At 71.8% G+C, this 21,357-nt stretch carries 24 protein-coding genes and 1 pseudogene; 10 read left to right on the top strand and 15 right to left on the bottom strand.

Annotation, left to right across the window (positions count from 1 at the left end; all coding sequences use genetic code 11):
* Positions 1-531: 531 nt before the first annotated feature.
* The 3 genes from ACFYYN_RS32855 to ACFYYN_RS32845 all read right to left on the bottom strand — a co-directional run bounded on the left by ACFYYN_RS32855 (position 532) and on the right by ACFYYN_RS32845 (position 3,695).
* Entirely contained in the window at positions 532-876 is a 345-nt protein-coding gene (locus ACFYYN_RS32855) for an SDR family NAD(P)-dependent oxidoreductase (RefSeq protein WP_500548634.1), read from the bottom strand.
* A gap of 327 nt (positions 877-1,203) precedes the next feature.
* Complete coding sequence (locus ACFYYN_RS32850) at positions 1,204-2,988, bottom strand: sensor histidine kinase (protein ID WP_500548633.1); 1,785 nt, start codon at positions 2,986-2,988, stop codon at positions 1,204-1,206.
* The gene (locus ACFYYN_RS32845; protein ID WP_500548632.1) at positions 2,985-3,695 is read right to left on the bottom strand and encodes a response regulator transcription factor; all 711 of its coding nucleotides are present in this window, start codon (positions 3,693-3,695) and stop codon (positions 2,985-2,987) included. Before ACFYYN_RS32845 ends, ACFYYN_RS32850 begins: the two co-directional genes overlap by 4 nt.
* A gap of 124 nt (positions 3,696-3,819) precedes the next feature.
* Between ACFYYN_RS32845 and ACFYYN_RS32840 the strand changes: the two genes are divergently transcribed.
* From ACFYYN_RS32840 to ACFYYN_RS32820, 5 genes are all read left to right on the top strand, one after another.
* The gene (locus ACFYYN_RS32840; protein ID WP_500548631.1) at positions 3,820-4,416 is read left to right on the top strand and encodes a hypothetical protein; all 597 of its coding nucleotides are present in this window, start codon (positions 3,820-3,822) and stop codon (positions 4,414-4,416) included.
* Positions 4,400-5,524 (top strand): efflux RND transporter periplasmic adaptor subunit, encoded by a 1,125-nt coding sequence (locus tag ACFYYN_RS32835; RefSeq protein WP_500548630.1) that lies wholly within the window; start codon positions 4,400-4,402, stop codon positions 5,522-5,524. Before ACFYYN_RS32840 ends, ACFYYN_RS32835 begins: the two co-directional genes overlap by 17 nt.
* Complete coding sequence (locus ACFYYN_RS32830; RefSeq protein WP_500548629.1) at positions 5,521-6,234, top strand: ABC transporter ATP-binding protein; 714 nt, start codon at positions 5,521-5,523, stop codon at positions 6,232-6,234. The genes ACFYYN_RS32835 and ACFYYN_RS32830 overlap by 4 nt, the downstream gene beginning before the upstream one ends.
* Positions 6,231-7,424, top strand: coding sequence for an ABC transporter permease (locus ACFYYN_RS32825; RefSeq protein WP_500548628.1), 1,194 nt, complete (start codon positions 6,231-6,233; stop codon positions 7,422-7,424). The genes ACFYYN_RS32830 and ACFYYN_RS32825 overlap by 4 nt, the downstream gene beginning before the upstream one ends.
* Positions 7,425-7,502: 78 nt before the next feature.
* Positions 7,503-7,946 (top strand): cytidine deaminase, encoded by a 444-nt coding sequence (locus ACFYYN_RS32820; protein ID WP_500548627.1) that lies wholly within the window; start codon positions 7,503-7,505, stop codon positions 7,944-7,946.
* Between the two features lie 18 nt (positions 7,947-7,964).
* Here the strand turns inward: ACFYYN_RS32820 and ACFYYN_RS32815 are convergent, their stop codons facing one another.
* The 6 genes and pseudogenes from ACFYYN_RS32815 to ACFYYN_RS32790 all read right to left on the bottom strand — a co-directional run.
* Complete coding sequence (locus ACFYYN_RS32815; protein ID WP_500329195.1) at positions 7,965-8,612, bottom strand: response regulator; 648 nt, start codon at positions 8,610-8,612, stop codon at positions 7,965-7,967.
* On the bottom strand, positions 8,609-9,754 hold the full coding sequence (locus tag ACFYYN_RS32810) for a sensor histidine kinase (protein WP_500548626.1): 1,146 nt from the start codon (positions 9,752-9,754) through the stop codon (positions 8,609-8,611). Before ACFYYN_RS32810 ends, ACFYYN_RS32815 begins: the two co-directional genes overlap by 4 nt.
* A 65-nt stretch (positions 9,755-9,819) precedes the next feature.
* On the bottom strand, positions 9,820-10,089 hold the full coding sequence (locus tag ACFYYN_RS32805; RefSeq protein ID WP_500329193.1) for a hypothetical protein: 270 nt from the start codon (positions 10,087-10,089) through the stop codon (positions 9,820-9,822).
* Positions 10,086-11,105 (bottom strand): D-alanine--D-alanine ligase family protein, encoded by a 1,020-nt coding sequence (locus ACFYYN_RS32800; RefSeq protein WP_500548625.1) that lies wholly within the window; start codon positions 11,103-11,105, stop codon positions 10,086-10,088. Before ACFYYN_RS32800 ends, ACFYYN_RS32805 begins: the two co-directional genes overlap by 4 nt.
* Positions 11,102-12,283 carry an alanine racemase gene (gene alr / locus ACFYYN_RS32795; protein ID WP_500548624.1) on the bottom strand — a complete coding sequence of 394 codons (1,182 nt, stop codon included), beginning with the start codon at positions 12,281-12,283 and terminating at the stop codon, positions 11,102-11,104. The genes ACFYYN_RS32800 and alr overlap by 4 nt, the downstream gene beginning before the upstream one ends.
* Positions 12,284-13,567: 1,284 nt before the next feature.
* Positions 13,568-14,282: pseudogene (locus ACFYYN_RS32790) on the bottom strand (helix-turn-helix transcriptional regulator); the annotation flags it as partial.
* Positions 14,283-14,460: 178 nt separating this feature from the next.
* Here ACFYYN_RS32790 and ACFYYN_RS32785 point away from each other — a divergent pair.
* Positions 14,461-14,634, top strand: a complete 174-nt coding sequence (locus ACFYYN_RS32785) for a hypothetical protein (protein WP_500548623.1) — start codon at positions 14,461-14,463, stop codon at positions 14,632-14,634.
* A 178-nt stretch (positions 14,635-14,812) separates the two neighbouring features.
* Here ACFYYN_RS32785 and ACFYYN_RS32780 read toward each other — a convergent pair whose 3' ends face one another.
* Together ACFYYN_RS32780 and ACFYYN_RS32775 are read right to left on the bottom strand one after the other, a co-directional pair.
* The gene (locus tag ACFYYN_RS32780; protein WP_500329187.1) at positions 14,813-15,166 is read right to left on the bottom strand and encodes a VOC family protein; all 354 of its coding nucleotides are present in this window, start codon (positions 15,164-15,166) and stop codon (positions 14,813-14,815) included.
* Between the two features lie 123 nt (positions 15,167-15,289).
* Positions 15,290-16,579 carry a tachylectin-related carbohydrate-binding protein gene (locus ACFYYN_RS32775; RefSeq protein ID WP_500548622.1) on the bottom strand — a complete coding sequence of 430 codons (1,290 nt, stop codon included), beginning with the start codon at positions 16,577-16,579 and terminating at the stop codon, positions 15,290-15,292.
* Between the two features lie 305 nt (positions 16,580-16,884).
* On the opposite strand from ACFYYN_RS32775, the gene ACFYYN_RS32770 reads away from it, so the two are divergent.
* A complete protein-coding gene (locus ACFYYN_RS32770) occupies positions 16,885-17,451 on the top strand; it encodes a hypothetical protein (RefSeq protein ID WP_500548621.1) in 567 nt (188 codons plus the stop codon).
* Positions 17,452-17,750: 299 nt separating this feature from the next.
* A complete protein-coding gene (locus ACFYYN_RS32765; protein WP_500548620.1) occupies positions 17,751-18,182 on the top strand; it encodes a DUF5994 family protein in 432 nt (143 codons plus the stop codon).
* 13 nt (positions 18,183-18,195) lie between these two features.
* Here the strand turns inward: ACFYYN_RS32765 and ACFYYN_RS32760 are convergent, their stop codons facing one another.
* Entirely contained in the window at positions 18,196-18,447 is a 252-nt protein-coding gene (locus ACFYYN_RS32760; protein ID WP_500329183.1) for an SCO5918 family protein, read from the bottom strand.
* 286 nt (positions 18,448-18,733) lie between these two features.
* Here ACFYYN_RS32760 and ACFYYN_RS32755 point away from each other — a divergent pair, with 286 nt between their 5' ends.
* Together ACFYYN_RS32755 and ACFYYN_RS32750 are read left to right on the top strand one after the other, a co-directional pair.
* Complete coding sequence (locus tag ACFYYN_RS32755; RefSeq protein WP_499509778.1) at positions 18,734-18,940, top strand: cold-shock protein; 207 nt, start codon at positions 18,734-18,736, stop codon at positions 18,938-18,940.
* A 214-nt stretch (positions 18,941-19,154) separates the two neighbouring features.
* A complete protein-coding gene (locus ACFYYN_RS32750; RefSeq protein WP_500548619.1) occupies positions 19,155-19,556 on the top strand; it encodes a hypothetical protein in 402 nt (133 codons plus the stop codon).
* A gap of 56 nt (positions 19,557-19,612) precedes the next feature.
* On the opposite strand, the gene ACFYYN_RS32745 is transcribed toward ACFYYN_RS32750, so the two are convergent.
* The 3 genes from ACFYYN_RS32745 to ACFYYN_RS32735 are packed head-to-tail and all read right to left on the bottom strand — an operon-like array spanning position 19,613 to position 21,266.
* Complete coding sequence (locus ACFYYN_RS32745) at positions 19,613-19,987, bottom strand: Asp23/Gls24 family envelope stress response protein (protein WP_500548618.1); 375 nt, start codon at positions 19,985-19,987, stop codon at positions 19,613-19,615.
* Entirely contained in the window at positions 19,984-20,643 is a 660-nt protein-coding gene (locus ACFYYN_RS32740; RefSeq protein ID WP_500548617.1) for an Asp23/Gls24 family envelope stress response protein, read from the bottom strand. Before ACFYYN_RS32740 ends, ACFYYN_RS32745 begins: the two co-directional genes overlap by 4 nt.
* Complete coding sequence (locus ACFYYN_RS32735; RefSeq protein ID WP_500548616.1) at positions 20,634-21,266, bottom strand: RNA polymerase sigma factor; 633 nt, start codon at positions 21,264-21,266, stop codon at positions 20,634-20,636. Before ACFYYN_RS32735 ends, ACFYYN_RS32740 begins: the two co-directional genes overlap by 10 nt.
* Between the last annotated feature and the right edge of the window lie 91 nt (positions 21,267-21,357).

Raw genomic sequence — 21,357 nt, 5'->3', positions numbered from 1 at the left:
CTTGTGCCAAGGCGCCGCGGAGCACGGGGGAGCGGGCTCGCACCCGTGGTGGCCCTCGACCGCGGCTGCGGCACGTCGCGCGTGCGCGTTCAGGGGCCCGCAACGCCGCAGTGGTGTTGCGGGCCCTCTGCCGTGCAGGTGACACGACGATCTCCGGCCCCTGGGGAGGGCGGGATGAGCGGGCGTCGGCTGAGCCGACCCTGCCGTGGCCGGAGAGACGTCAACCCCTGCAACTCCTGACGGCCGGCCGGCATGTGACCGGCCGCCAAGGGTCAATTCGGTCGTTGAAACCGTCAGCGTCGAGATTCGCGTGGATCGTGCCGAAACGGTACGACTGCGGCGGTGTTCTCTTTGGCGATGCCGGACACGACGAACCTTCCCCACTGACTTTCCGCTTGCGCACATTCGGCGAAGTACCGCCACGACAGTGCACGGGGCATTCCGCGTAACGGCTCCACCATCCGATCAGGTGAAGCGCGGTGCTGTATAGAACCTTGACGCCACGACCCGACCGGGCCGGAGCGGCACGGGCTACTGCACGGCGGACGGCATGGAGCCCGCCGTCATCCTGTCGAGCGCGGCCTTGCCCACGCCGTACGCGGTGGTGTGGGAGTACTGGCGTGCGCCTGCCGACGAGATGTTGACGATCAGCCCCCTGCCCGCCGCGAACAACAGCGGTGCCGCACGGACGCTCGCCACGTAGTGCGACCGTGTGCCGATGTCCAGCACTTGATCCCACGCGGCGAGCGGCAACTCCCAGAACGGCCTGCCGAGCCACGCCCCGAGGTCCGGCGACGAGAAGACGTTGTTCACCCGGGCTGGAGCATCATCGACGCCGTCGAGCACTGGCTGTACGGCGAACCGGACCACCCGCATGAGCCGAGCGCACTCACCGAGCGCATGCTCGCGCTCAACCCGCAGCTCCTGGGCCCCCACAAGGCACGCATGGCCGAGATCGTCGAGGCCGGGGCACGTCGTCTGGTCGAGGACATGGACACGCCTCCCGACGAGAGGGACGCCCGCATGACGGCCGCCGCGGCGGCGGCGCTGTGCTCGTCCCTCGGCCCCACGCCGACACGTGACGACGTCGTCGCGGCCATGACCTTCCCTGCGCGCGGGTGTCGAGGCGTTGGCGGCGAACGGCACGTGAAGGCGCCGTTCGGCTCCGCCCGGTCCGGAGGGGGGAACGGCCCGTACGGACGCCTAACGCCGACGCCCACCCCCGGCCGGCAGACGCAGCGTGAACAGCGAGCCCTCGCCGTAGGTGCTCTCGGCGGTGACGGAACCCCCGTGCGCGTGAGCGAGGTTGCGCACGATGGCAAGACCGAGACCGCTGCCGCCCGTACCGCGGTTGCGGGACTTCTCGGCACGCCAGAAGCGGTCGAAGACCCGGGGCAGGTCCTCGGGCCGGATTCCGCCGCCGGTGTCGGCCACGGCGATGACGACCGTGTCGTCCTCCCGGTGCGCCCGGATCGTGACCGTGCCGCCTGACGGGGTGTGGCGGACCGCGTTGGAGACGAGGTTCGCCACAGCCTGACGGAGGCGGACCGGGTCGGCGTCGACGGTGCCGAGGCCGCCCCCGTCCTCGGCGCGGAGGACGACGCCGGCGTGGTCGGCGCGTCCGCGGTGGGCGGTGACGACCTGCTGGAGGAGTTCGGCGACGTCGCACGGCACCCTCTGGAGCCGCAACGCTCCGGCGTCGGCGGCGGCGAGGTCCCGGAGGTCGTCCACGACGTGCTGGAGCAGCAGCGCCTCCTCGAGGAGCGAGCCGACGAGGGCGCGGTCGGCCGGGACGACGCCGTCGTCGGCGGCTTCGAGCCAGCCGCGGATGTTGCTCAGCGGAGTGCGGAGCTCATGGGCGATGTCACCGACCATCTCGGTGCGCAGCCGTTCCAGCTCGGCGCGGTGCCGGGACATCTCGTTGAACACCTCGGCGAGCCGGCCGATCTCGTCCTTGCCGGTCACCTGGACGCGAGCGGCGAGGTCACCCGCCTTCATGCGGTGGGCGGCCGCCGTGAGGGCCCGCAGCGGCCTGACCAACCGGAGGCCCAGGCCGACGGTGACGGCGACGGTGAGCAGGAGCACGCTGCCGACGACCGCGGCCATGCGGAGGCGGTTGGGTGCGGACAGGTCGAACGGCGAGACGGCGGCGGCCTGGTCCGGGGAGCCGATGAACAAGAGCGCGGCCGGGGCGACGTACGAGGCGAGCTGCTCGCGGCGGGCGCTGTCGAGGCACGAGGGGACCAGCTGATCGTCCACGGGGGTACGGCTTCCCGTGCCCGTCCAGGTCAGGTCCGGCGCGAGCCGTACCGGACCGCTGCCGCGGCGGCTCAGACAGGTGCCGACCAGGGTGTCGAGCTGGGCGAGCGCACGGGCCTCGGTGCGGGTGGGGCGGTCCAGGGCGTCGTTGGCGCACCTGCTTCCGGTGTAGCCCGGCGCGTCCACGCGGGGCCGTCCGTTGGGGGCCGTGGCGATGGTGGCGCGAATGCCCGGGATCTGGTCGAAGCAGTTGACGCGGCGTTGCGCGAGGGCGGTCAGTTCCGTGCGCTCCGCCGGTGTCAGGCGGAACGGGCCGACCGCGCGGGAGTCGATGCGGTCGCTGCCACGGGAGCCCGAGATGCCGGCGTCGACGGACAGCGCGTCCACCGTCGCCGACGCCCGGTCGGGCAACGGGGCCCTCCGGCCGGAGTCGGAGTCGGCGATCGGCCGGCGGTCCTGGGTGGTGAGGACGACGCGGTGTCCCGTCTCCCGGGCGAGGCGGTCCACCAGTGCCTGCGCACCCCGCCAGTCGGCGTGCGTGGCGGCCCTGGCGACGAGGGCCTCGTAGATCCGGGAGTCGTCCGAGATGGCCTGGCCCTGCTCCTGCCGGATCGCCCGGGCGGTTGTGCGGACCGCGAGCCAGGCGGTGGCCGCGATCGAGCACACGGAGATCAGCACCGACAGCGCGAGCAGCCGCACGACCAGGCTGCGGTGGAAGCGGGCGTTCACGCGCTGTCGGACAGGACGTAGCCGACACCGTAGACGGTCAGCAGGCGCACAGGCCGGGCGGGATCGGATTCGATCTTCCGGCGCAGGTTCATGACGTGCGTGTCGACCGTCCGCACGGTGAAGTAGCGCCCCGTGCCGTGCAGGTGCCCGAGGATCTGCTCCCGGGTGAAGACCCGGCCCGGCTGGGCGGCGAGCGTCTCCAGCAGCCGGAACTCCCCGGGCGTGCAGTCCACGGGGGCGCCGTCGCAGGTGACCTGGTGCCGGGACGGGTCGATGCTCAGGCCGGCGACGGTCAGCACCGGATCGGGTTCGGGTTCCGGTTCGGGGACGCGGGGCGCGGCGGGGCGGGCACGGCGCAGCAGGGTGCGCACCCGGGCGGTGAGCTCCCGCGGACTGTACGGCTTGGCCATGTAGTCGTCGGCGCCCAAGTCGAGGCCGAGCAGCAGGTCGTCCTCGGTGCAGCGGGCGGTCACCATCAGGACCGGCAGGTCGGACTCGCGGCGCAGGATGCGGCAGACGTCCAGCCCGTCGACCCTCGGCATCATCACGTCCAGCACGAGGAGCTGCGGGGGATTGCGGCGCAGTTCCTCCAGAGCGGCGCGCCCGTCGTGGACGACGGTCACGGAGTGCCCTTCGTGCTCGAGATAGAGCCGCAGCAGCTCCGCCTGTTTCTCGTCGTCCTCGGCAACCAATATGTGGGCGCTCATGACCGGGAGTATAAGTAGGCCAAGTGGCGCATTCGGGCGCCCCGGGCGGCGTCCGCGCCGGGGCCACCGGATCACGAACACTTCCTGACAGGATGCTGACATCCGTCGGCCACGATCCAGCGGCATGAACCACTCACGTCTCCCTCACCGCTGCCTCGGCGCGGCCGCCGCGCTCGCGTGCGCCACCCTCCTCGCGGGGTGCGGCGGGTCCGCCGGGCACACCGACGCCGAGTCCGGGAAGCGCGACGTCGCCTCCCTGGCGACGGGCTCGCCGTCCGCCACGGCGTCCGGTGCCGCGCCCTCACGAAGCGCCGAGGAAGGCCGTCCGCAACTGCGCCTGGACAGCTCCGACGCCGAACGCGACCGCTACTGGAACGCGTACGCCACCTGCCTGAAGGACCACGGGCACAAGATGATCCTGTCCCGTGGCCCCTACTCCATCGACCAGCACGACAACAGCCCCACCGCCCGGGCCGCGCAGAAGACCTGTGCCGGGAAACTCCCCCTGCAGCCCCCCGAACTGGACCGTGACAGGAACCCGCACTACGACGACGACTACCGCGCCTACGTCACGTGCCTGAACTCCCACGGACTCAAGGTCGTCGCGCTGCCCGACAACTCCGGCTGGACCTACGACGGCCAGACCACGATGAGCGACACCGAGCAGACCAAGGTCGACAAGAGCTGCACGATGGAGGCCTTCGGTGGCAAGGACCGCTGACCACCGCCTCCCCAGACGGCGACGGCGCCGGCTCACCGTGGCCCTGGCCGTGCTCCTGACCGCCGGTGGCGCGGGAGGGGCCACCGCGGCCTGGAGCGCGCGGCACGGCAGCCCGCAGACCGCGCCGGAACACCCGATCCCGCTCCACACCGTCAAGGTCGTCAAGACCGACCTCTCCACCGACCGGACCCTGCCCGGCACCCTCGGCTACGGCCCGCTCCGGACGCTCAAGGGCAACGGCACCGGAGTGATCACCAAACTGCCCCCTCCGGGCGCGACAACCGCGCGCGGCAAGCCCCTGTACTGGGTGGACGACCGGCCCGTCACCGTCTTCTTCGGCGACACCCCGTTCTTCCGCGCACTGGACGAGCCCGGGCTGCACGGCCATGACGTCACGGTGCTGGCGGACAACCTTCGGGCCCTCGGCTACGACATCGGGTACACCGCCGACCCCGGCCCCTCCCGTCTCACGACCGGCGGCTCCGAGTTCACCCCCGCGCTCAGCGCCGCCCTCCGACGCTGGCAGCACGACACCGGGCAGACGGCGACCGGCACCCTGAAGCCCGGCCAAGCGCTGGTCCTTCCGGGCAGGGCGCGCGTCAACACCGTCACCGCCGCCCTCGGAGACCCGGTCGCCGGGGAACTGCTGACGTACACCACCACCGCGAAGTCGGTGGCGGTCAGCGTGGACGCGACCGAGGTCGGCGCACTCCGGACCGGGCAGAGCGTGACGATCACGCTGCCCGACAGCCGCGAGGTCCCCGGCAGGATCACCACCGTCGCCCGCGCCGTCCAGGGCGGCTCCGGCGAGGAGCAGACGGTTCAGACCGGCGCGCCCACGGTCGCCGTCACCATCACGCCACAGCGGGCAACGGACGTGAAGGACCTGGACTCCGCCTCCGTCCAGGTCCGCTTCACCGCGACCGACCGCAAGGGCGTCCTGGCCGTCCCCGTCACCGCGCTCCTCGCGCTCAGCGAAGGCGGCTACGCCCTGCAACGGCCCGACTCCTCCCTGGTCGCCGTGGAGACAGGCGTGTTCGCCGACGGCCTGGTCGAGGTGCGCGGCACGGGGGTCGGCGAGGGCATGACGGTGGTGACCTCCTCATGAACGCCGGGCGACCCGACCTCGCCCTCGTCGTGCGCGAGGTGACCAAGACCTACCCGGGCGACGTCACGGCCCTGGACGGGGTCACCCTCACCGTCGAGGAGGGGGAACTCCTGGCCATCGTGGGCCCCTCCGGCTCCGGGAAGTCCACGCTGCTGCACATCATGGGCACCCTCGACCAGCCCACGAGCGGCACGGTCGAGATCGCCGGCCACGCCGCCGCCGGCCTGTCCGACCGGCGGCTGTCCGCGCTGCGCGCACGGCTGCTGGGCTTCGTCTTCCAGCACTTCCACCTCACCGACGGCCTCGACGCGACCGAGAACGTCGCCACCGGCCTGCTCTACGCCGGCGTGCCGTCCCGGCTGCGCCGCCCCCGCGCCGAGGAGGCGCTGGCCCGGGTCGGCCTGGCGCACCGCACCCGCCACCTGCCCCAGCAACTGTCAGGCGGCGAACGCCAACGGGTCGCCATCGCCCGCGCACTGGTCAACGAACCCGCCCTCGTCCTCGCGGACGAACCGACCGGAGCCCTGGACAGCGCCAACGGCCAGGCCGTCCTCGACCTGCTCACGCGACTGAACCAGGAAGGCACCACCATCGCCGTCATCACCCACGACCGGGACATCGCCGCCCGCATGCCGCGCCGCATCGAGATGCGCGACGGCCGCGTCGCCTCGGACACCGCCACCCGCACGACCGCCGGGAGCCCGGCATGAACCGACCGATCCGGCTGTCCCCCCTCGACGTCCTGCGGCTGGGACTGCTGGGCCTGCGCACCCGCAGGACCCGCGCCGCGCTGTCCGCCCTGGGCATCGCGATCGGCATCGCCACGCTCGTCGTCGTCACCGGCATCCCCGCGTCCAGCCAGCGGGCGCTCATGGAGGAACTGTCCGCGCTCGGCACCAACATGCTGCGCGCCCAGCCCCAGCCCGACACCGAGCAGAAGGCCCGGCTGCCGGAGGCGGCGGACGCGATGGCGGCCCGTATCGGCCCGGTGACCAGTGCCACCGCCGTCGCCAACACCCACGCGACCGTGCGGCGTTCCGACCTGTCCGACCCCAACGACTCCATCGGGATCACCGTTCTCGCCGCCAGGACCAACCTGCTGTCCACCGTCGGCGGCACCGTACGCGCGGGCCACTTCCTCGGCCGGGCCACCGAGCGCTTCCCGACAGCCGTCCTCGGCACGCGCGCCGCGTCGCGGCTCGGGATCGACCGGGTCCTCCCGGGACGGGAGCCACTGGTGACGATCGGCGAGCACCGGTTCACGGTGATCGGCATCCTCGACCCGATGCCGCTCACCCCCGACCTGGAGAGTTCCGTTTTGGTCGGCTGGGACGCGGCGCGCGACGTCCTGGCCTTCGACGGGCATCCCACGGTGGTCTACGTGAAGGCGCGCGAGTCACGGATCGAGGCGGTACGCGCGGTCCTGCCCGACTCCGTCAACCCCGAGCTGCCCGGACTGGTCCAGGTCAGCCGGCCCTCGGACGCCCTGGCCGCCAAACGCGCCACCGAGCACGCCTTCTCCGCCCTCTTCCTGGGTCTCGCGGGTGTCGCCCTCCTGGTCGGCGGCATCGGCGTGGCCAACACCATGTTCGTCTCCGTCCTGGAACGACGCCGCGAGATCGGTCTGCGCCGCGCCCTCGGCGCGAACCGCCGCCAGATCCGGGGGCAGTTCCTGACGGAGTCCGTCATGCTGTCCGTGCTCGGCGGGCTCAGCGGCACCCTGCTCGGAGCGGCCGGCACGGCCGCATACGCGATCTCCCAGTCCTGGCCGCCCGTCCTGCCGCCCCTCGCCCTCGCCACCGGTATGGCCGGCGCGATCGCCGTGGGCGCCGCCGCCGGCGTCTACCCCGCCCTGCGCGCCTCGCGCCTGCCCCCGACACAGGCCCTGTCGGCGGTCTGACGCCGGTGTGGGCCGGGGTGCGGTGCGGGCCGGCACCGTTGTGCTGATGCGGTTGCCGGATGTGCCGGACTCCGGCCGATGCGCCTCGGTCAAGCGCTGGTGGACGCCGCCGTCGACCTCATGAACCGGGGCCGGCCGCCGGGCGAACCGGGTGGTGCGGCCGCCGTGCGGCCGGCCGATGGCGGGATCCTGACCAGCGTCGGACTGGACAACCTGCACGGTTCAGTGGCCCTCTGCCAGGAGACCGGTGCCTTCATACAGGCCTTCACGCAGGACCGGGTGGTCGTCGCGTCCTTCTGCGTCTGCAGGGACCCGGAGCAGGACCGGGTCCTGATCCTTCCTCCGTGCGGCATCTGCCAGGAGCGACTGGCCCTCTGGGGACCGGCCGTGGCGGTTGCGGTCCCCAAGGAGGACGATCCGACCGCCCGGGAGGCGCGGACCTCGTCGGAGGTCAACCCCCACTACTGGGGGCGGCAATTCGCCGACGGGGAATGGCCGTCCTCGGCGCAGCACAGCGGGTGACGAGCCGCCGGTCCGGCCCTACCCGCCGGCGAGGCCCGTGCGCCAGGCCCACAGGGCGATCTCGACGCGGTTGCGGGCGGAGAGCTTCGTCTGGACGTTGCCCAGGTGGGTCTTGACCGTTCCCAGCGACACGAAGAGTTCGGCCGCGATCTCCGCGTTGGTCTTGCCCTCGGCCACCAGCCGGACGACGTCCGTCTCGCGGGAGGACAGGTCGGAGGCTTCCGGCGCGGCGGGTCGGGGCGGCTTGATGCCGCGCAGCAGCCGGATCGTGATCGCGGGGCTGACCAGGGCTTCCCCGGAGTACGCCGCGCGCACCGCCTCGGTCAGGAGCGCCGGGCCGGAGTCCTTGAGGAGGAATCCGGAGGCTCCGTTGTCCAGTGCCTGGTAGACGTACTCGTCGTCGTCGAAGGTGGTGACGACCACGATCCTGGGGGCGTCGCCGGCTCCGGGGCGGTTGAGTTCCCGGAGCGCCTGGAGGCCGTCCATGCGCGGCATGCGGATGTCCATCAGGACGACGTCGGGGTTGAGCGTGCGGGACATCTCCAGGGCCTGGACGCCGTCCTTCGCCTCTCCCACGACCTCGATGTCGTCCTCCGCGCCGAGGATGAGGGAGAACCCGGTGCGGACCATGGCCTGGTCGTCCGCCAGCAGGACACGGATGGTCATCGTGCCCCCCCGGCGGGGATCCGGGCCTGCACGCTCCACCCCTCCGGGAGCCGGGGGCCGGCGTTCAGGGAACCGCCGAGTGCCGCGGCGCGCTCGTGCAGGCCGGCCAGGCCGTAGCCGCCGTCGGGGTGGTGGCCGCCACGGCTGCGGCCGTCGTTGGTGACCTCGACGGTCACCGCGTCGGGCCGGTCCTGGCGGCGCACGTGGATGTCGAGGGTGCGGACCGCGTCCGCGTGCTTGCGCACGTTGGTGAGGGCCTCCATGACCACCCGGTGGACCGCCGACTGGACGTCGATGGCGATGTCGTCGAAGTCGCCCTCGATGCGCAGCCTCACGTCAGGACCGGTCTCGGAGGTGAAGTGTCCCGCGAGGGAGGCGATGTCGGCGATCGTGCCCGGTGGTGACAGGCGGGCCTGGGCGTCGGGCTCGCGCAGCAGGGTGACCATGCGGCGGATGGCGGTCATGGCCTCGTCGCCGGCCGCCTCGATGCGTTCCAGGGCGGGAAGCACGGCCTGCGGCTTGCTCGCCGCCACGGTCTGGGCGGCCTGGGCGAGCACGACCATGCCGGTCACGTGATGGGCGACGTAGTCGTGGAGGTCCGACGCGATGCCCGTCCGCTGGGCCAGCTGGGCGGCGGTCACCTGGCGCTGGCGGTTGGTCTGGAGCATCCGTACGGACAGGCCCGTGGCGGCGGCGATCACGCCGCCGAGCGCCAGGGCCAGGGCCAGGGCCAGGGCGATGCGCTGGTGGGACTTCAGGGGTTCGAGCACCAGCCCCGCCAGCAGGAGCATGACCGCGAAGGAGGCGCGCATGGGCTCGGCCCGCCATGCGGTCACCCCGATGACCAGGACGGTCACGGCGGCGGCGGTGAACCCGAACGGCACGGTGCTGTAGTCGGCCGGCGGAGTGGCGAGCGTCGCCAGCAGCACGAGGGCTCCCAGCCACAGCGCGCCGTTGCCCAGGGGGACGGCGGTCAGCCGTGGCGTCACCAGGGCGACCATGATCGCCAGGAGGACGGTGAACGGATGGGCCTGGTTCAGGCTCACGTCCAGGATGCCGAGGACCAGCAGGGCCCCGGTGGCCGCCAGCCACCCGATGCCCCGCACCGCCCGTTCGAAGACGCCGTCCGCTGTGGTGCCCACGTTCTCGTCGTCTCCACTTCCGCTCGCCTGCCGAGCGGAAACCGCTCCGGGTGTCGCCTCCAGTGTCACCGATACGCCCCGGAAGCCCCGGATCCATCCGCGCGCACCATCGGTGTGGCCGCGTCCGGCGCCGGGGGCGGAGGCGCTGTGCGCTCCGGCTTCGTGTGGATGTCGTCCGTTCCCGTGCCCAGGACGACGACGTCGAAGACGGTCTGGGCGTAGACCCTGGCGGTGCGCAGCAGGTGGTGCATGCGGTGGTGCCCTCCGTTGCTCTCGTGATGGATCGCGGCGGCGCCGGGACCCTGGTCGGTGGTGAGGCGGTGCTGCCCGGTCACGGCCGCACCTGCGCCGGGGAGGACGGGTCCGGTGCGGCGAGCGCCCCCCGGACCAGTTCGTCGAGGAGTGCGGGGTAGCCCAGGCCCTGGTGCGTGAACATCTTGGGGACCTGGGACTGGGCGGTCATGCCGGGCATCGTGTTGACCTCGTTCAGCACGGGACCGTCGGGGGTGAGGAAGAAGTCGCAGCGGGCCACTCCGCGGCACCCCAGCGCGGTGAACAGGTCGAGGGACGCCTCGGTGAGCCGGTCCAGCTCGGCGGCGGACAGGGCGGCGGGTATGCGGAACCGGGCTCCGCCGTCGTACTTCTGCTCCGTGTCGAAGAGGCGGCCGTCGTCCAGCAGGATCTCCAGCGGCGGCCCGACCGTCAGGCGCCCGTCCGCGCGCTGCAGCACGGCGAGGTCGACCTCGCGTCCGCTCACGAGGTCCTCGACCAGGACCCGGTCGTCGATCCGGAGCGCCGCGGCGACGGCCGGGGCGAGCTCTGCCGCCTCGGTGACGAGGGCCACTCCGTGACTGGACCCCGCGGCGACGGGCTTGACGACGACCGGGCCGTGGAAGCGCACCTGGTCGGCGTTGGCGGCGGTGACCAGGAAGCCCGGGGCGACGGCGATGCCGACGGCTTCGGCCACCAGCTTGGTCGCCCACTTGTCCATGGCCAGGGCGCCGCCGCGCACACCGGCGCCGACGTACGGCAGGTCCGCGAGGTCGAGCAGGGCGGCGAGCGTGCCGTCCTCGCCCTGCGGGCCGTGCATCGCGGGGAACACCACGTCGCAGCCGGCGAGCAGGGTCAGGGCCGCGGACAGGCTCGCCGCGGGCGTGCCCGCCAGCGGGTGCCCGGCGGCGTCCCGCCACACCCCGTCCCGCCCGATGGTGAGCGACAGCACGTCGTAGGCGGTGGGATCGAGTGCCGCGCCGACGGATGCGGCGGAGGCCAGGGACACCTCGTGCTCGTCGCTCCGCCCGCCGCCGATCACGGCGACCCGGACGCGCCGGGCCTCGGACACGGGGATCATGCGGCCACCGCCGGCTGCTGCACCGTGCGGCGCAGTCGCGCGCCCAGGCCGGTGACGATCTCGTGCTCGATGGTGCCGGACCAGCGGGCCCACTCCCGGAGGGTGGGTTCGCCATGGTCACCGGCGCCGAAGACGGTGGCGACGTCGCCGGGGGCGGCCGGGTGCTCGCCGGTGTCGACGATGATCTGGTCCATGGAGATCCGGCCCACGACGGGGCGGCGGCGCCCGGCGAGGAGCACTTCGGCCCGGCCTGACGCGGCGCGGGGAAGCCCGTCGGCGTATCCGACGGCCACCAGTGCCAGGTGGGTGCCGCGGCGGGCGCTCCATGTGTGCCCGTAGCCGGCCCGGGTCCCGGCGGTGACCGTGCGGACGGAGACCACGGGGGCGGTCAGCGTCAGCGCGGGCCGCAGCGGGGTCGTCCGCGTCGGATCGATGCCGAAGAGCCCGGCGCCGACACGGCTCAGGTCGAACCGGGTCCGCGGGTCGGTGAGGGTCGCCGAGGTGGCGGCCACGTGCCGGAGGGCCGGCCGCAGACCGGCCTCGGCCGCGGTGACCGTCGCCGCCCGGAACAGCTCGAGGGCCTGGTCGGTGCACGGGTCGCCCGGGGTGTCCGCGCAGCCCAGGTGACTCATGACGCCGACCACCCGGACCAGGCCCGCACGCTCCGCGTTCCTGGCCCGACGGCACAGGTCGGCCCATTCCCGGGGGTCGGCACCCTCGCGGGCCATCCCGGTGTCCAACTGGAGGTGGACCTCGGCGGTCCGGCCCGTCCGGGACGCGGCACGGGCCACGGCGGCCAGGTGCTCGTGCCCGGGAACGGCCAGTGAGACACCCGCCCGCAGCGCCTCCTCGAAAGCGGCGTCGACCGGATTGAGCCAGCTCAGGATCGGCACCCGCAATCCCGCTCGCCTGAGGTGCAGCGCCTCCTCGACGGACGTCACGCCGAGCGAGGTCGCCCCCGCGCCCAGGGCGGCGGAAGCGGCCTCCGCCGCGCCGTGTCCAAAGCCGCCGGCCTTGACCACGGCCATCACGCGGGCGGCGCGCGCCGCGAAGACCCGGGTGTTCGCGGCGACCGCCGTCAGGTCCACCCGCAGCTCCGGCCCGGCCCGGTGGCCGGGCAGCGTACGGAGTGGGTCGGCGGTACGGACGGCGGAACCGATCGGTGGAACGCGGTGCATGGGGTGCCCTTCGGAGGTGTCACAGTCAGGCCGGTGCCCTGCGACCGGGAAGGCTCAGGGCATCACCGCAGGTGGGTGAGGTGTGAGCCCCCGCCGGTCCGGGCGCTCGGCCCGGCCCTGCAGCCCCGGGCGGGGCCGCCCGCGGATGTGGTGCACGAGCCGGAGCTCATGCCAGGAAGGCTATGAAGCGACGGTGGCCGTCCGCTTCGGGCGGAAGTCGGACCCCTTGGGGCGCCGCTACGACTTTCGGCTGAACGCGGCTGCCACCGAAAGACGAGAACGAAGACCGCTCCGTCACCCCGCCGCCGAGGCGCGTCCCCGTGTGGTCCGGGGGTCCCGGCCTTCGGCGCGGATGGTGCCCTGGATGTGCCGGACCCCGGCCACCTGAGCCGGGGCGGGTGTTCAGAAAGGTGATCAGCGGCTGTGCGACACATCCCCGCCAGGTCCCCTCCCGCACCAGGCCTCCCGCGGCTGCCCGCCGTTCCCGCGCCCTTGACGGCACCGACGCGGCGCGCCCGTCCGACGTCGTCGCCGGGTTCGATTGCGACCCCGTGCCGTTTCTCGACCGGCTGTACGCCGCGTCGATCCACCTGACCGATGACCGCGCCGCAGCGGGGGACTGGTCGAGCGGACGTACGTGCGGGCTTTCGGCGCATTCGAGTCGTCCCCGGCGGGGCGCGGCCTGAAGACCTGGCTGTTCCGTGTCCCGGCCGATTCCGCCGCCGCCGGCGTCGGCGTCGGCGCCACCCGGGGTCAGGCCCACCGGGGGTGGAACGTAACCCCCCTCGAACGAGGGCCTCCGCATTTCGCGTCGCTAATCCGGGGATTCCCGCGGACCGCCTGGCGTGTATCCCTTCGGAGCGGGCAGGCCTTGAGCGCACCCTGAGGCGAGCGACGTCGTCCGCGCTGATCACGAGCCGATGCGTCGTAAGGGCTTCGTCTCCCGAGGTTTCGGTAGCGCGTGGGAGGCTAGGCGACCCTAGGGAGCCGCCTGCCCGGTTGCGTGTGGTGATGGTGCACGGGGCCGGGCGGGCTCCCGGCGCGGTTCCGCCGGCCGCGATCACCGTCTCGGCAGCGGCTCCGGCCTGTGTTTCACGATGCCCCCTGGCCGGGGCCGCCCGGACAAGGAGAAGGGCCCCGTGTCGCCATCGGGGCCCTCGGGCCGTGCCCGCGGTGGTGGCCGCGGACAACTCGACAAGCGTAGCCACACCCCACGCCGTCCGACGTGGTCTTGCGGCCGACGCGCCGCAAAGGCCCACCAGGCCGGTGCCTGCGGCCCGGGCCTCAGAACCGGGCCGGCAGCCAGCCCCGCTGCACGGCGCGCACGCCGGCCTCGAAACGGCTGCGTGCGTCGAGGCGGTCCATCAGCTCGGAGGCGCCGCCGGGCCGTGCGGTGCGACACCCCGAGCCGCTTGGCGATCGCCTCGTCGGTGTGGCCCTCGGCCAGGAGCCGGAGGGTGGTCGCCTGCTGGCCGGTGAGTCCGTGCGGGTCGGTCGGCACGATCTCGCCGAGCGGCTGGGCGGCGTCCCAGGTGGTCTCGAAGAGCGCGCACAGCGCGGTGAGCGTGCCCTGGCCGGTCAGCAGGACGGCGCCCGCGGCGGTGTCGTCGCTGCTGACCGGGATCATGGCGGTCAGCCGGTCCATGATGATCATCCGGGTCGGCAGGGACGGGGTCGTGCGGATCAGGCCGCCCAGTCCGGCCAGCCAGGTGGCGTGCTCGACGGTGGCCCGGTGGGTGCGGACGCTGTCGAGGTAGATCGTGCGCATGCGCACCCCGCGGTCGAGCAGGTCCTCGTTGAGCGGCCGTGAAGCGGCCATGTTCTCCGCGGTCTGCGGACCGCCAGGGGCGAAGGTCAGGAATTCCTCGCGTACCTCGCGGGTGAGCACGGTCAGCCGGTCGCGTATCCGGTCGAGGCCCACCAGATGCTCCACCCCGGGATGGCTGGTGGCGGGGCGGAGCTCGGCGTACTCGGAGACGAGCTGGGCCGCGGCGGCCCGTGGACTGAACCGGCCCGTGTGGACGCATCAGTCCAAGGCCCTTCCGTCCATCCCTGAAGCCTTTCCACAGGCTTGAGCTGCGACGAACCTATTGGTCACCGGCCGGGCCGAGCGTCACCGCGGGACGCGAGGACGGGCCGGACATCGCATCTCTCCTCCGGAAGGAACGGAACCAGGCATGCTTCGCAACCGAATCGCCAAGGTCGCCGCGGTCTGCTCTCTCGTCGTCGCTGCGGCTCTCGCCGCCCCGATGGTCACGCGTCCGTCCACGGCCGACGCGGTTCCGTCCTCTTCCGTCCTCGTCGCCGACGCCGGCTGGCAGGTCACCCCGGCGGACGCAGGCTGGCAGTAGGCCGCCCCGCGACCACCCGACACCGCCTGACCTTCCTGCGGGCGAACACCTCGTACTGACGCCGCCGGGCATGCAAAGGGCGGCGCCCCTTCGTAGCGAAGGGGCGCCGCCCTTTATGGCTGGTGGGCGTCGGCCGCCGCCGTCCGCCTGAGTGGATCGGTGTCAGGCGCGGGGGTTCTCACTGACGTCGGTTGCCGAGGATGCAGAACTCGTTGCCTTCCGGGTCCGCCATGACGACCCACGACTGGTCACCCTGGCCGATGTCGACGCGCTTGGCGCCATGGGCCTCGAGACGGGCCACCTCGGCGTCCTGGTCATCGGGCCTGAAGTCGAGATGCAGGCGGCTCTTGCCCTGCTTGAGCTCGTTGATCCGGACGAAGTCCAACCCTGGCATGCGATCCGGCTCCGGCCGGATCTCGAACTCGTCGTCGGAGGAGTGGACCACGACCCAGCCGAGAGCCTCGGCCCACCACTGCCCCAAGGCCACCGGATTCACCGAGTGAACGATTACCTGTTCCCATTCCAAGGTCATCTTCCGAGTGTAGGCCTGCCGCCCCTTCGCACGCAGGCGCTTGAAGCGCTCGGAGCTCCGGGTCGAGGAAGCCTCGAAGGCCCCGCGGGGACCGGCGGGGCCTTCGAGGCGTCGGGTGGGGCGTCAGGCGATCTTCTTGTAGCGCAGGGCGACGTACGACGAGGCCGGGTGGCCGCCGATGTCGCCGCTGTAGACGTTCGCGGTCGAGTAGTTCTTGTCCGTGGCCGTGCTGCCCTCGGCGTAGTAGTAGAAGGTGCCCGCGTCCTGGTTCTTCCAGCCCGCGAAGAGGACCGCGTGGTCGGAGTAGTCGTTCAGCGCGTCACCGGGCCTGAGGTCGGCCTTGTTGATCTGCGTGCTCACGCTGGGGAGGGTCTCGGTCGTGAGCGAGGTGGTGAGGTGCCAGGTCATGGAGACGAAGCCGGAGCAGTCGGTGCGGTAGGAGTGGTCCCCGTCGACGTCGGTGGCGTAGGCGCTCTGGCTGTACTGGATGTTGCGGTTGTACCAGTCCTTGGCCCGGGCGATGACCTCGTTGCGGTAGATGGTGCCGCCCAGCACGGACTTGGGCGGGGCCGGCGCCACGTAGGCGCAGTTGTTCGCGTAGGCCGACAGCAGGCTCTGGGTCCAGCCGGACGCGTCCACCGGGTCGTCGGAGTGGTACGCGATGTCGCTGCCGTCACCGTCGGTCGGGTCCGAGTCGTGGTACCAGTACATGCCGCCGTTGGTACGGCCGTAGTAGAGGCCGCCGCCCGGCGAGGAGAGCGAGTCCACCGCCGACCAGCCGCTCGGCTTCAGGACCGAGCTGTCCCAGTCGTTCACGCCGTTGATCTTGTAGCTGAGCAGTCGGCCGTCCGCGGTCGAGGCGATGATGCGGTCGTCGCCCGCGGCGGCGAGCGTCTTGAGGACGAAGCCGGTGTCGATCACGACGTGCTGGCCTATGTGGGCGGACCCTGCGGGCTTGGCCTGCGACACCAAGTACTGGTGGAGCTGGCCGTCGACCGTCCCGTAGAGGTGACCGGCGCCGTCGTAGACCAACTTGTCGAAGGTCCAGCCGCCGTCCCAGATCTTGACGACGCCCGCGAGCGTGAGGGACGTGTTGTTCGTCTGCACGTCGACCCGGTAGAGGTCGCCGGTCGTCGAAGTGACCAGCACCGTGTTGAAGTTGAGGGACGCCATCGCCTTGGGGGTGAAGCCGAGGTTCGGGCCGATGAGCGTCTTCACGCGGTCGCCGGTGTTCGGCTCGATCTGCGTGTACGTCAGCCGGCCGTCGGACAGCGTGCCGTACATCGACACGTCACCCGTGCACGACGCGACGGCGTGCGCGGCTCCGGCGGTGGTCGCGACCAAGCCGAGGGACATCGCGCTGACGGCGACCACGGCGGCGGTGGTACGACGGACGGCATGGCCCAGCCTCATGATTTCTCCTGCGGTGGGTAGTTCGAGCGGGCGAAGGCACATCCCCGGCCCAAACAGCTGCCCTGCAGGTGCAGCTGTGAAGGATGTCTCGGGTGTGACGCCCCGCCCGGTGGCGGGAACTACTCTCGCCGCAGGTCACGCGGCTCGGAAGAGAAGACGAATGGACGTAAACGTCCCTGGCCCAATGCGTCCTGACGGTGCGCCGGGCGCGCTGGTGGACTTGCTGCGCGATTCTTGTCGCGGACAGACCAATTTTATATGGAGATCGCCACGACCGTCTCCGTAGGACACGGAGAAACATCGCAATGGGGGGAACCGTGCGTCCAAGAGGCGTGGAACTTCCGCATGCCCGTGCGGCCGACCTGAGCATCAGACACAGGCTCGGACTGCGCCGCACCGTTCCGGTGGCCGGGGCGGTGTCCCTGGTGGCCGTCGCCGGCATTGCGTTCGGTGTTGGGGCGGCGTTCTTCCGGACGCCCTACGTGCTCGCCGATTCGCCGGGAGTCGATGTGACGGTCCGGGCCGAGGAATCGGACTACCCGGATGTGGCGGAGGCGGCCGACGAGGTGGAAACCCTCATCAAGGTGTACGTACAGCGGCTCAAGGCGGGAGACGTCGAGGGGCTGGCGAAGCTGTCCGGTCCGGCGTACGAGCACCCCCAGGAGGACGCCGCGACGTTCGTGCGTGAGTACTCCGACGGAGCCGAGGGCCATGTCGAGCCCGTGGTCGTCGAAGGAACGGTCCCGTACTTCAACGACATCGTCCTGACCTATGACAAGACGGGGCAGCGGCAGGAACTGCTCCTGGTGAACGACAGCGGAAGCTGGTGGGTGGGGCTCGGTGACGGGGATCCTGCCGCCGGCAATGAATAGCTGAACAGCTGCACCTCAAGGCGGTGCGGGCCGCGGCCCCCGGGCCGCTTGAGGAGCCGCCGGGGCGGCCCACCGGCCTCGAACCAGGTGGAGCCTCCGTTCTCGCTGGTCAGAGCCATAACGGCCTTGATCGTCGGTAATCAGGAGTACGGTGGGGGCACCGAAGGCATTTCGTGCGTTGGCATCAGCGTTGGCGTCGTCGTCGGAACAGGACGCCCGGCGCGCCAGCCGGGCCGGAAGGCGGCGTCATGGCCGCGACGACGATCGGCTCGCCGCCGCTTCACGGACGGGTGGCTGAGATGCCCATCGGCAGCATGCAGTCCGCCCGCCTTGGGGCCGAGGAAGGGCCCGTCCGGGTCAGGCTGGTCCGGCGCGACCTGGGGCCGCACTGGCTGGACGGCGTGTGGTGGCCGCGGACCCACGATCTCGGCAAGGGCCTGCCCGGTCTGCTGGCGGCCCTGGACGAACGCTGGCCGGGCATCAGCCGCATCACGGTGAGCGGTCCGATGTGGCGCATGGGGCCGCAGGAGTTGCGGTTCGGCGGCCGGAGCATGCACATCAACCGGGCCGCCGCGACCCCGCGGCCGAACACCATCTGTCTGGTGTCCTACGGGGTCGGCCGCTGCGACCTCCTGGTCGTGCCTCCGGGCGCGACGCCTGATGAGGCGCGCCGTCTCATGGACTCCGTCGTCGCTTCCGACGGCCCCCGCGCCGGGTGCCCGCCGAGGTGAGGGCCACCGACGATCAGACGTCGGTGGCGGCGGTGACGGTGTGGCAGGTGAATCCGAGGCGCGTCATGGCACGTGTGACCTCCGCCGCGGTGAAGTCGCGTCGATCCTGGCGGGTGATCACGGCGCCCACCTGCTTGACCGGGTAGTACTGCTGCCCGATACGTACGGACTCGCCGGCCAGGGGTTCGGGGGAGACGCCGCTCATGGCCTGCTGCACCTCGCTGGGGGTGAGGTCGAAGGGGTAACCGGCGATGATGCAGCGCACTGGGTCTCCACACGATGGTCGGATGTGCCTCGGGGGGTCAGCGTCGCACAGTAAGGCTGCCGGAGCGACAGGAGAACGACACGAATAATTCGGTCTGCGTGATCCGCCGCCGGCGGAGCATGTGTGTTAGCTTTGATGTGTTGCAGTTTTGGTACCCATGAACGTTATGTGCACCTGACCCACAGGTGCATTTTTGTTTTTCCGGTCCTTCCGGAGGGTCATTGCGGCGACAGGAGTCCGCGCAGTGTGGACTTCAGGCAACTGCTCCAGAAGGAGATGCTTCATCATGGCAACTGGCACCGTTAAGTGGTTCAACGCGGAAAAGGGCTTCGGCTTCATCGAGCAGGACGGCGGCGGCGCTGACGTCTTCGCCCACTACTCGAACATCGCCACCCAGGGCTTCCGCGAGCTCCAGGAGGGCCAGAAGGTGAGCTTCGACGTCACGCAGGGCCAGAAGGGCCCGCAGGCCGAGAACATCGTTCCGATCGGCTGACGTCGGAAAGCATCAAGGTCGGGGCCGGCACCCTTCGGGGGCCGGCCCCTTCCGTATTCCCCGGCAGTCCCCCTGGCGGTGGCTCTCAGGTTTCGCCGGTCGCTACGGCGACGTTGCCCTGTGGCCCCGCGCATGCCCGTTTGACTGTCGAATATTGGGCATGGTTGCAGATAGGGCAAATCATTCCTCTGGGGGTTGATGAAGGAAGGCTGTCATGGTGAAGAAGCACAGTAAGGGCCGGCAGGGCGAGGGTCCGAGCCGGTTCAAGGGCGATGACCAGCACGGATGGTCGCAGGATGTGGACGCGACCCGTCAGGAGGAGAACCCGAGCGCGCATCGCTCCTTCCACCCGGACACCTATGCGCCGGGCGGGAAGAACCGCGAGCCGAGCCGGCAGGACATTGAGGACTCGCTGGAAGGCACGCCCGTGGAAGGCATCTCCCGCAGTGGCGAGGAGCGGTCAGGGAAGTCCGGCAAGAGGGGCATCCAGGACACGGGGCGACGGGGCCCCTCGGGACGTCCCAGCGGGACGGAGGACGCCTCGGAAACCACCGGGGTGGACCCGCAGGAGCCGTCCGGCGGGCCTCCGCGCGGGAAGCGGGAGACGAATCCCTAGTCTCTCGACGCCGTTTCGCAGCGACGACGGTGGACGCGGGCCCATTCGGGGCCGGGTCACGCACGGCTCCGTGCGATCCGGGTGATGGTGACGGTCACGGTGAGGGCCTCCCCGCTCCCGCGGGCCGTGACGAGCGGCATGAGTGACGCCCGGGTCCGGTCGTGGACCGTGCGGGCGACGTCCACGGCCCGGTGACCCTCGGCGAGGACGCAGCGTATCTCCACCTGCCAGCCCGAGCCGTCCGGGTCGCGCGCCACGCGGATGCCCGACAGCGGCGACGCGAACCTGTCGTGTGCTGATCCCGGAACCGGGCGTGAAGCGGCTCGGGCGAGACGGCTGGCGAGAGTGGGCTGCAAGCCCAGCACCCCGTCGACCCCGAGGGCGGCCTCGGCGGCGCTCCGGCGGATGTCGGCAGGGTCGCAACCCGTCATGGGCCGGGTTCCGGCCCGCCGTGCGCGGGCTCCGAGATGCTCGGCGGCCATCCGGCGTAGCGTACGTCGATCACCGTGACGTCTATCGCGGCCGCCAACAGGCCCAGCGCGTTGTGCGCGGCGTCCCGTACCGCGTGTCGCACCAGTGCCGCGGTCTCGGGCAGAGGGCGGTTCAGAGCGGCGGCCAGGGCGATGCTCACGCGTATGCCCGTCGGCTCGTCGGCTCGGGTGAGGCGACAACTGGCGGTCGTGACGCCGAGTACCGAGTCCGCGGCGCTCCGCAGCACGCCGGCCGCGGTGTGTTCGGCGATCCGCAGAGTGCGCGTGGGGTCGCCCAGCGGCAGCATCGGCCCCAGCAGTACCTCGCTGCGGACGATGTCCATGACGCGGGAGACGAGGCTCTGTGTGCTGGGTGGTTCCTGCTCCCGCAGCGCCTGCGTCGCCCTGTCCAGTGCGGCCAGGCCGTCGACGGCATCGCGGCAGTACGAGCACTCGGCGAGGTGGGGGTCCACGGGCGGACCGGTGTCCCTGGCCTGCTCCCAGGCGTGACTGAGAGTGCGCCCGCAGGTGAGCACTTCGTCGCCGGTGTGACGGCGGACCTCGTCGAGAGGGCAGCCGTCCGCCGGAGGCCGGGGGGGATGGTCGTCTAGCGCCATGGGCCCAGTGCCTCCTTCAGGGTTCGTCGTGCCCGGTACAGTCGCCCGCGGACCGTCTGCTCGGTGGTGCCCGTGACGTGGGCGATCTGGGAGTAGGGGAGTCCGTGCAGTTCCCGCAGGATCCAGCAGATGCGCTGCTGCGGTTCCAGCGCGCCGAGCGCACCGGCCAGGGCGTCGGTGAGGGCGTCCTGTTCGGCTGCCCGCGCCGGCGAGCTCCGCATTCCGGGGGCGGCGGGTTCGGCCACCGAGTTCAACGGTACCGGGGCCGGCCGGTGGCGCAGCGAGTTCAGGCAGCGGTTGACGGTGATGCGGTACATCCAGGTCCTGAACGCCGCGCCGTGACGGAAATCGGGCAGGCGCCGCCAGGCGCTGATGAAAGCGTCCTGGACGGCGTCCTCGGCGTCCTGCAGGTTGCCCAGCGTGTGGAAGGCCAGGGCGAGCAGCGGGCGGCTGTGACGCCGCACCAGGATCGCGAATGCCTCCTCGTCGCCTTCGCCGGCCCGGGTCGCCAGCAGGTCGTCCGGCGCGGACGGCAGGCCGTCGGCCAGGCCTGGGGGAACGGGGCCCGGGGACGTGCCGAGTGCGGCCGATCGGCGCGGGGAAGTGCCGGCGCTGTGCGTCATGACCGCACCTCCTCCCTGCGCTGTTACGCGTGCCCGCCTTCAGGCATGTGATGCCCGTTCGCGCATATGCATGACGAATTGCCTCCCGGAT

Source organism: Streptomyces sp. NPDC001902 (genome assembly GCF_042891295.1).
Classification (GTDB): domain Bacteria; phylum Actinomycetota; class Actinomycetes; order Streptomycetales; family Streptomycetaceae; genus Actinacidiphila.
The sequence above is the reverse complement of the archived record's forward strand: the minus strand, read 5'-3'. Positions and strand labels throughout refer to the sequence as shown.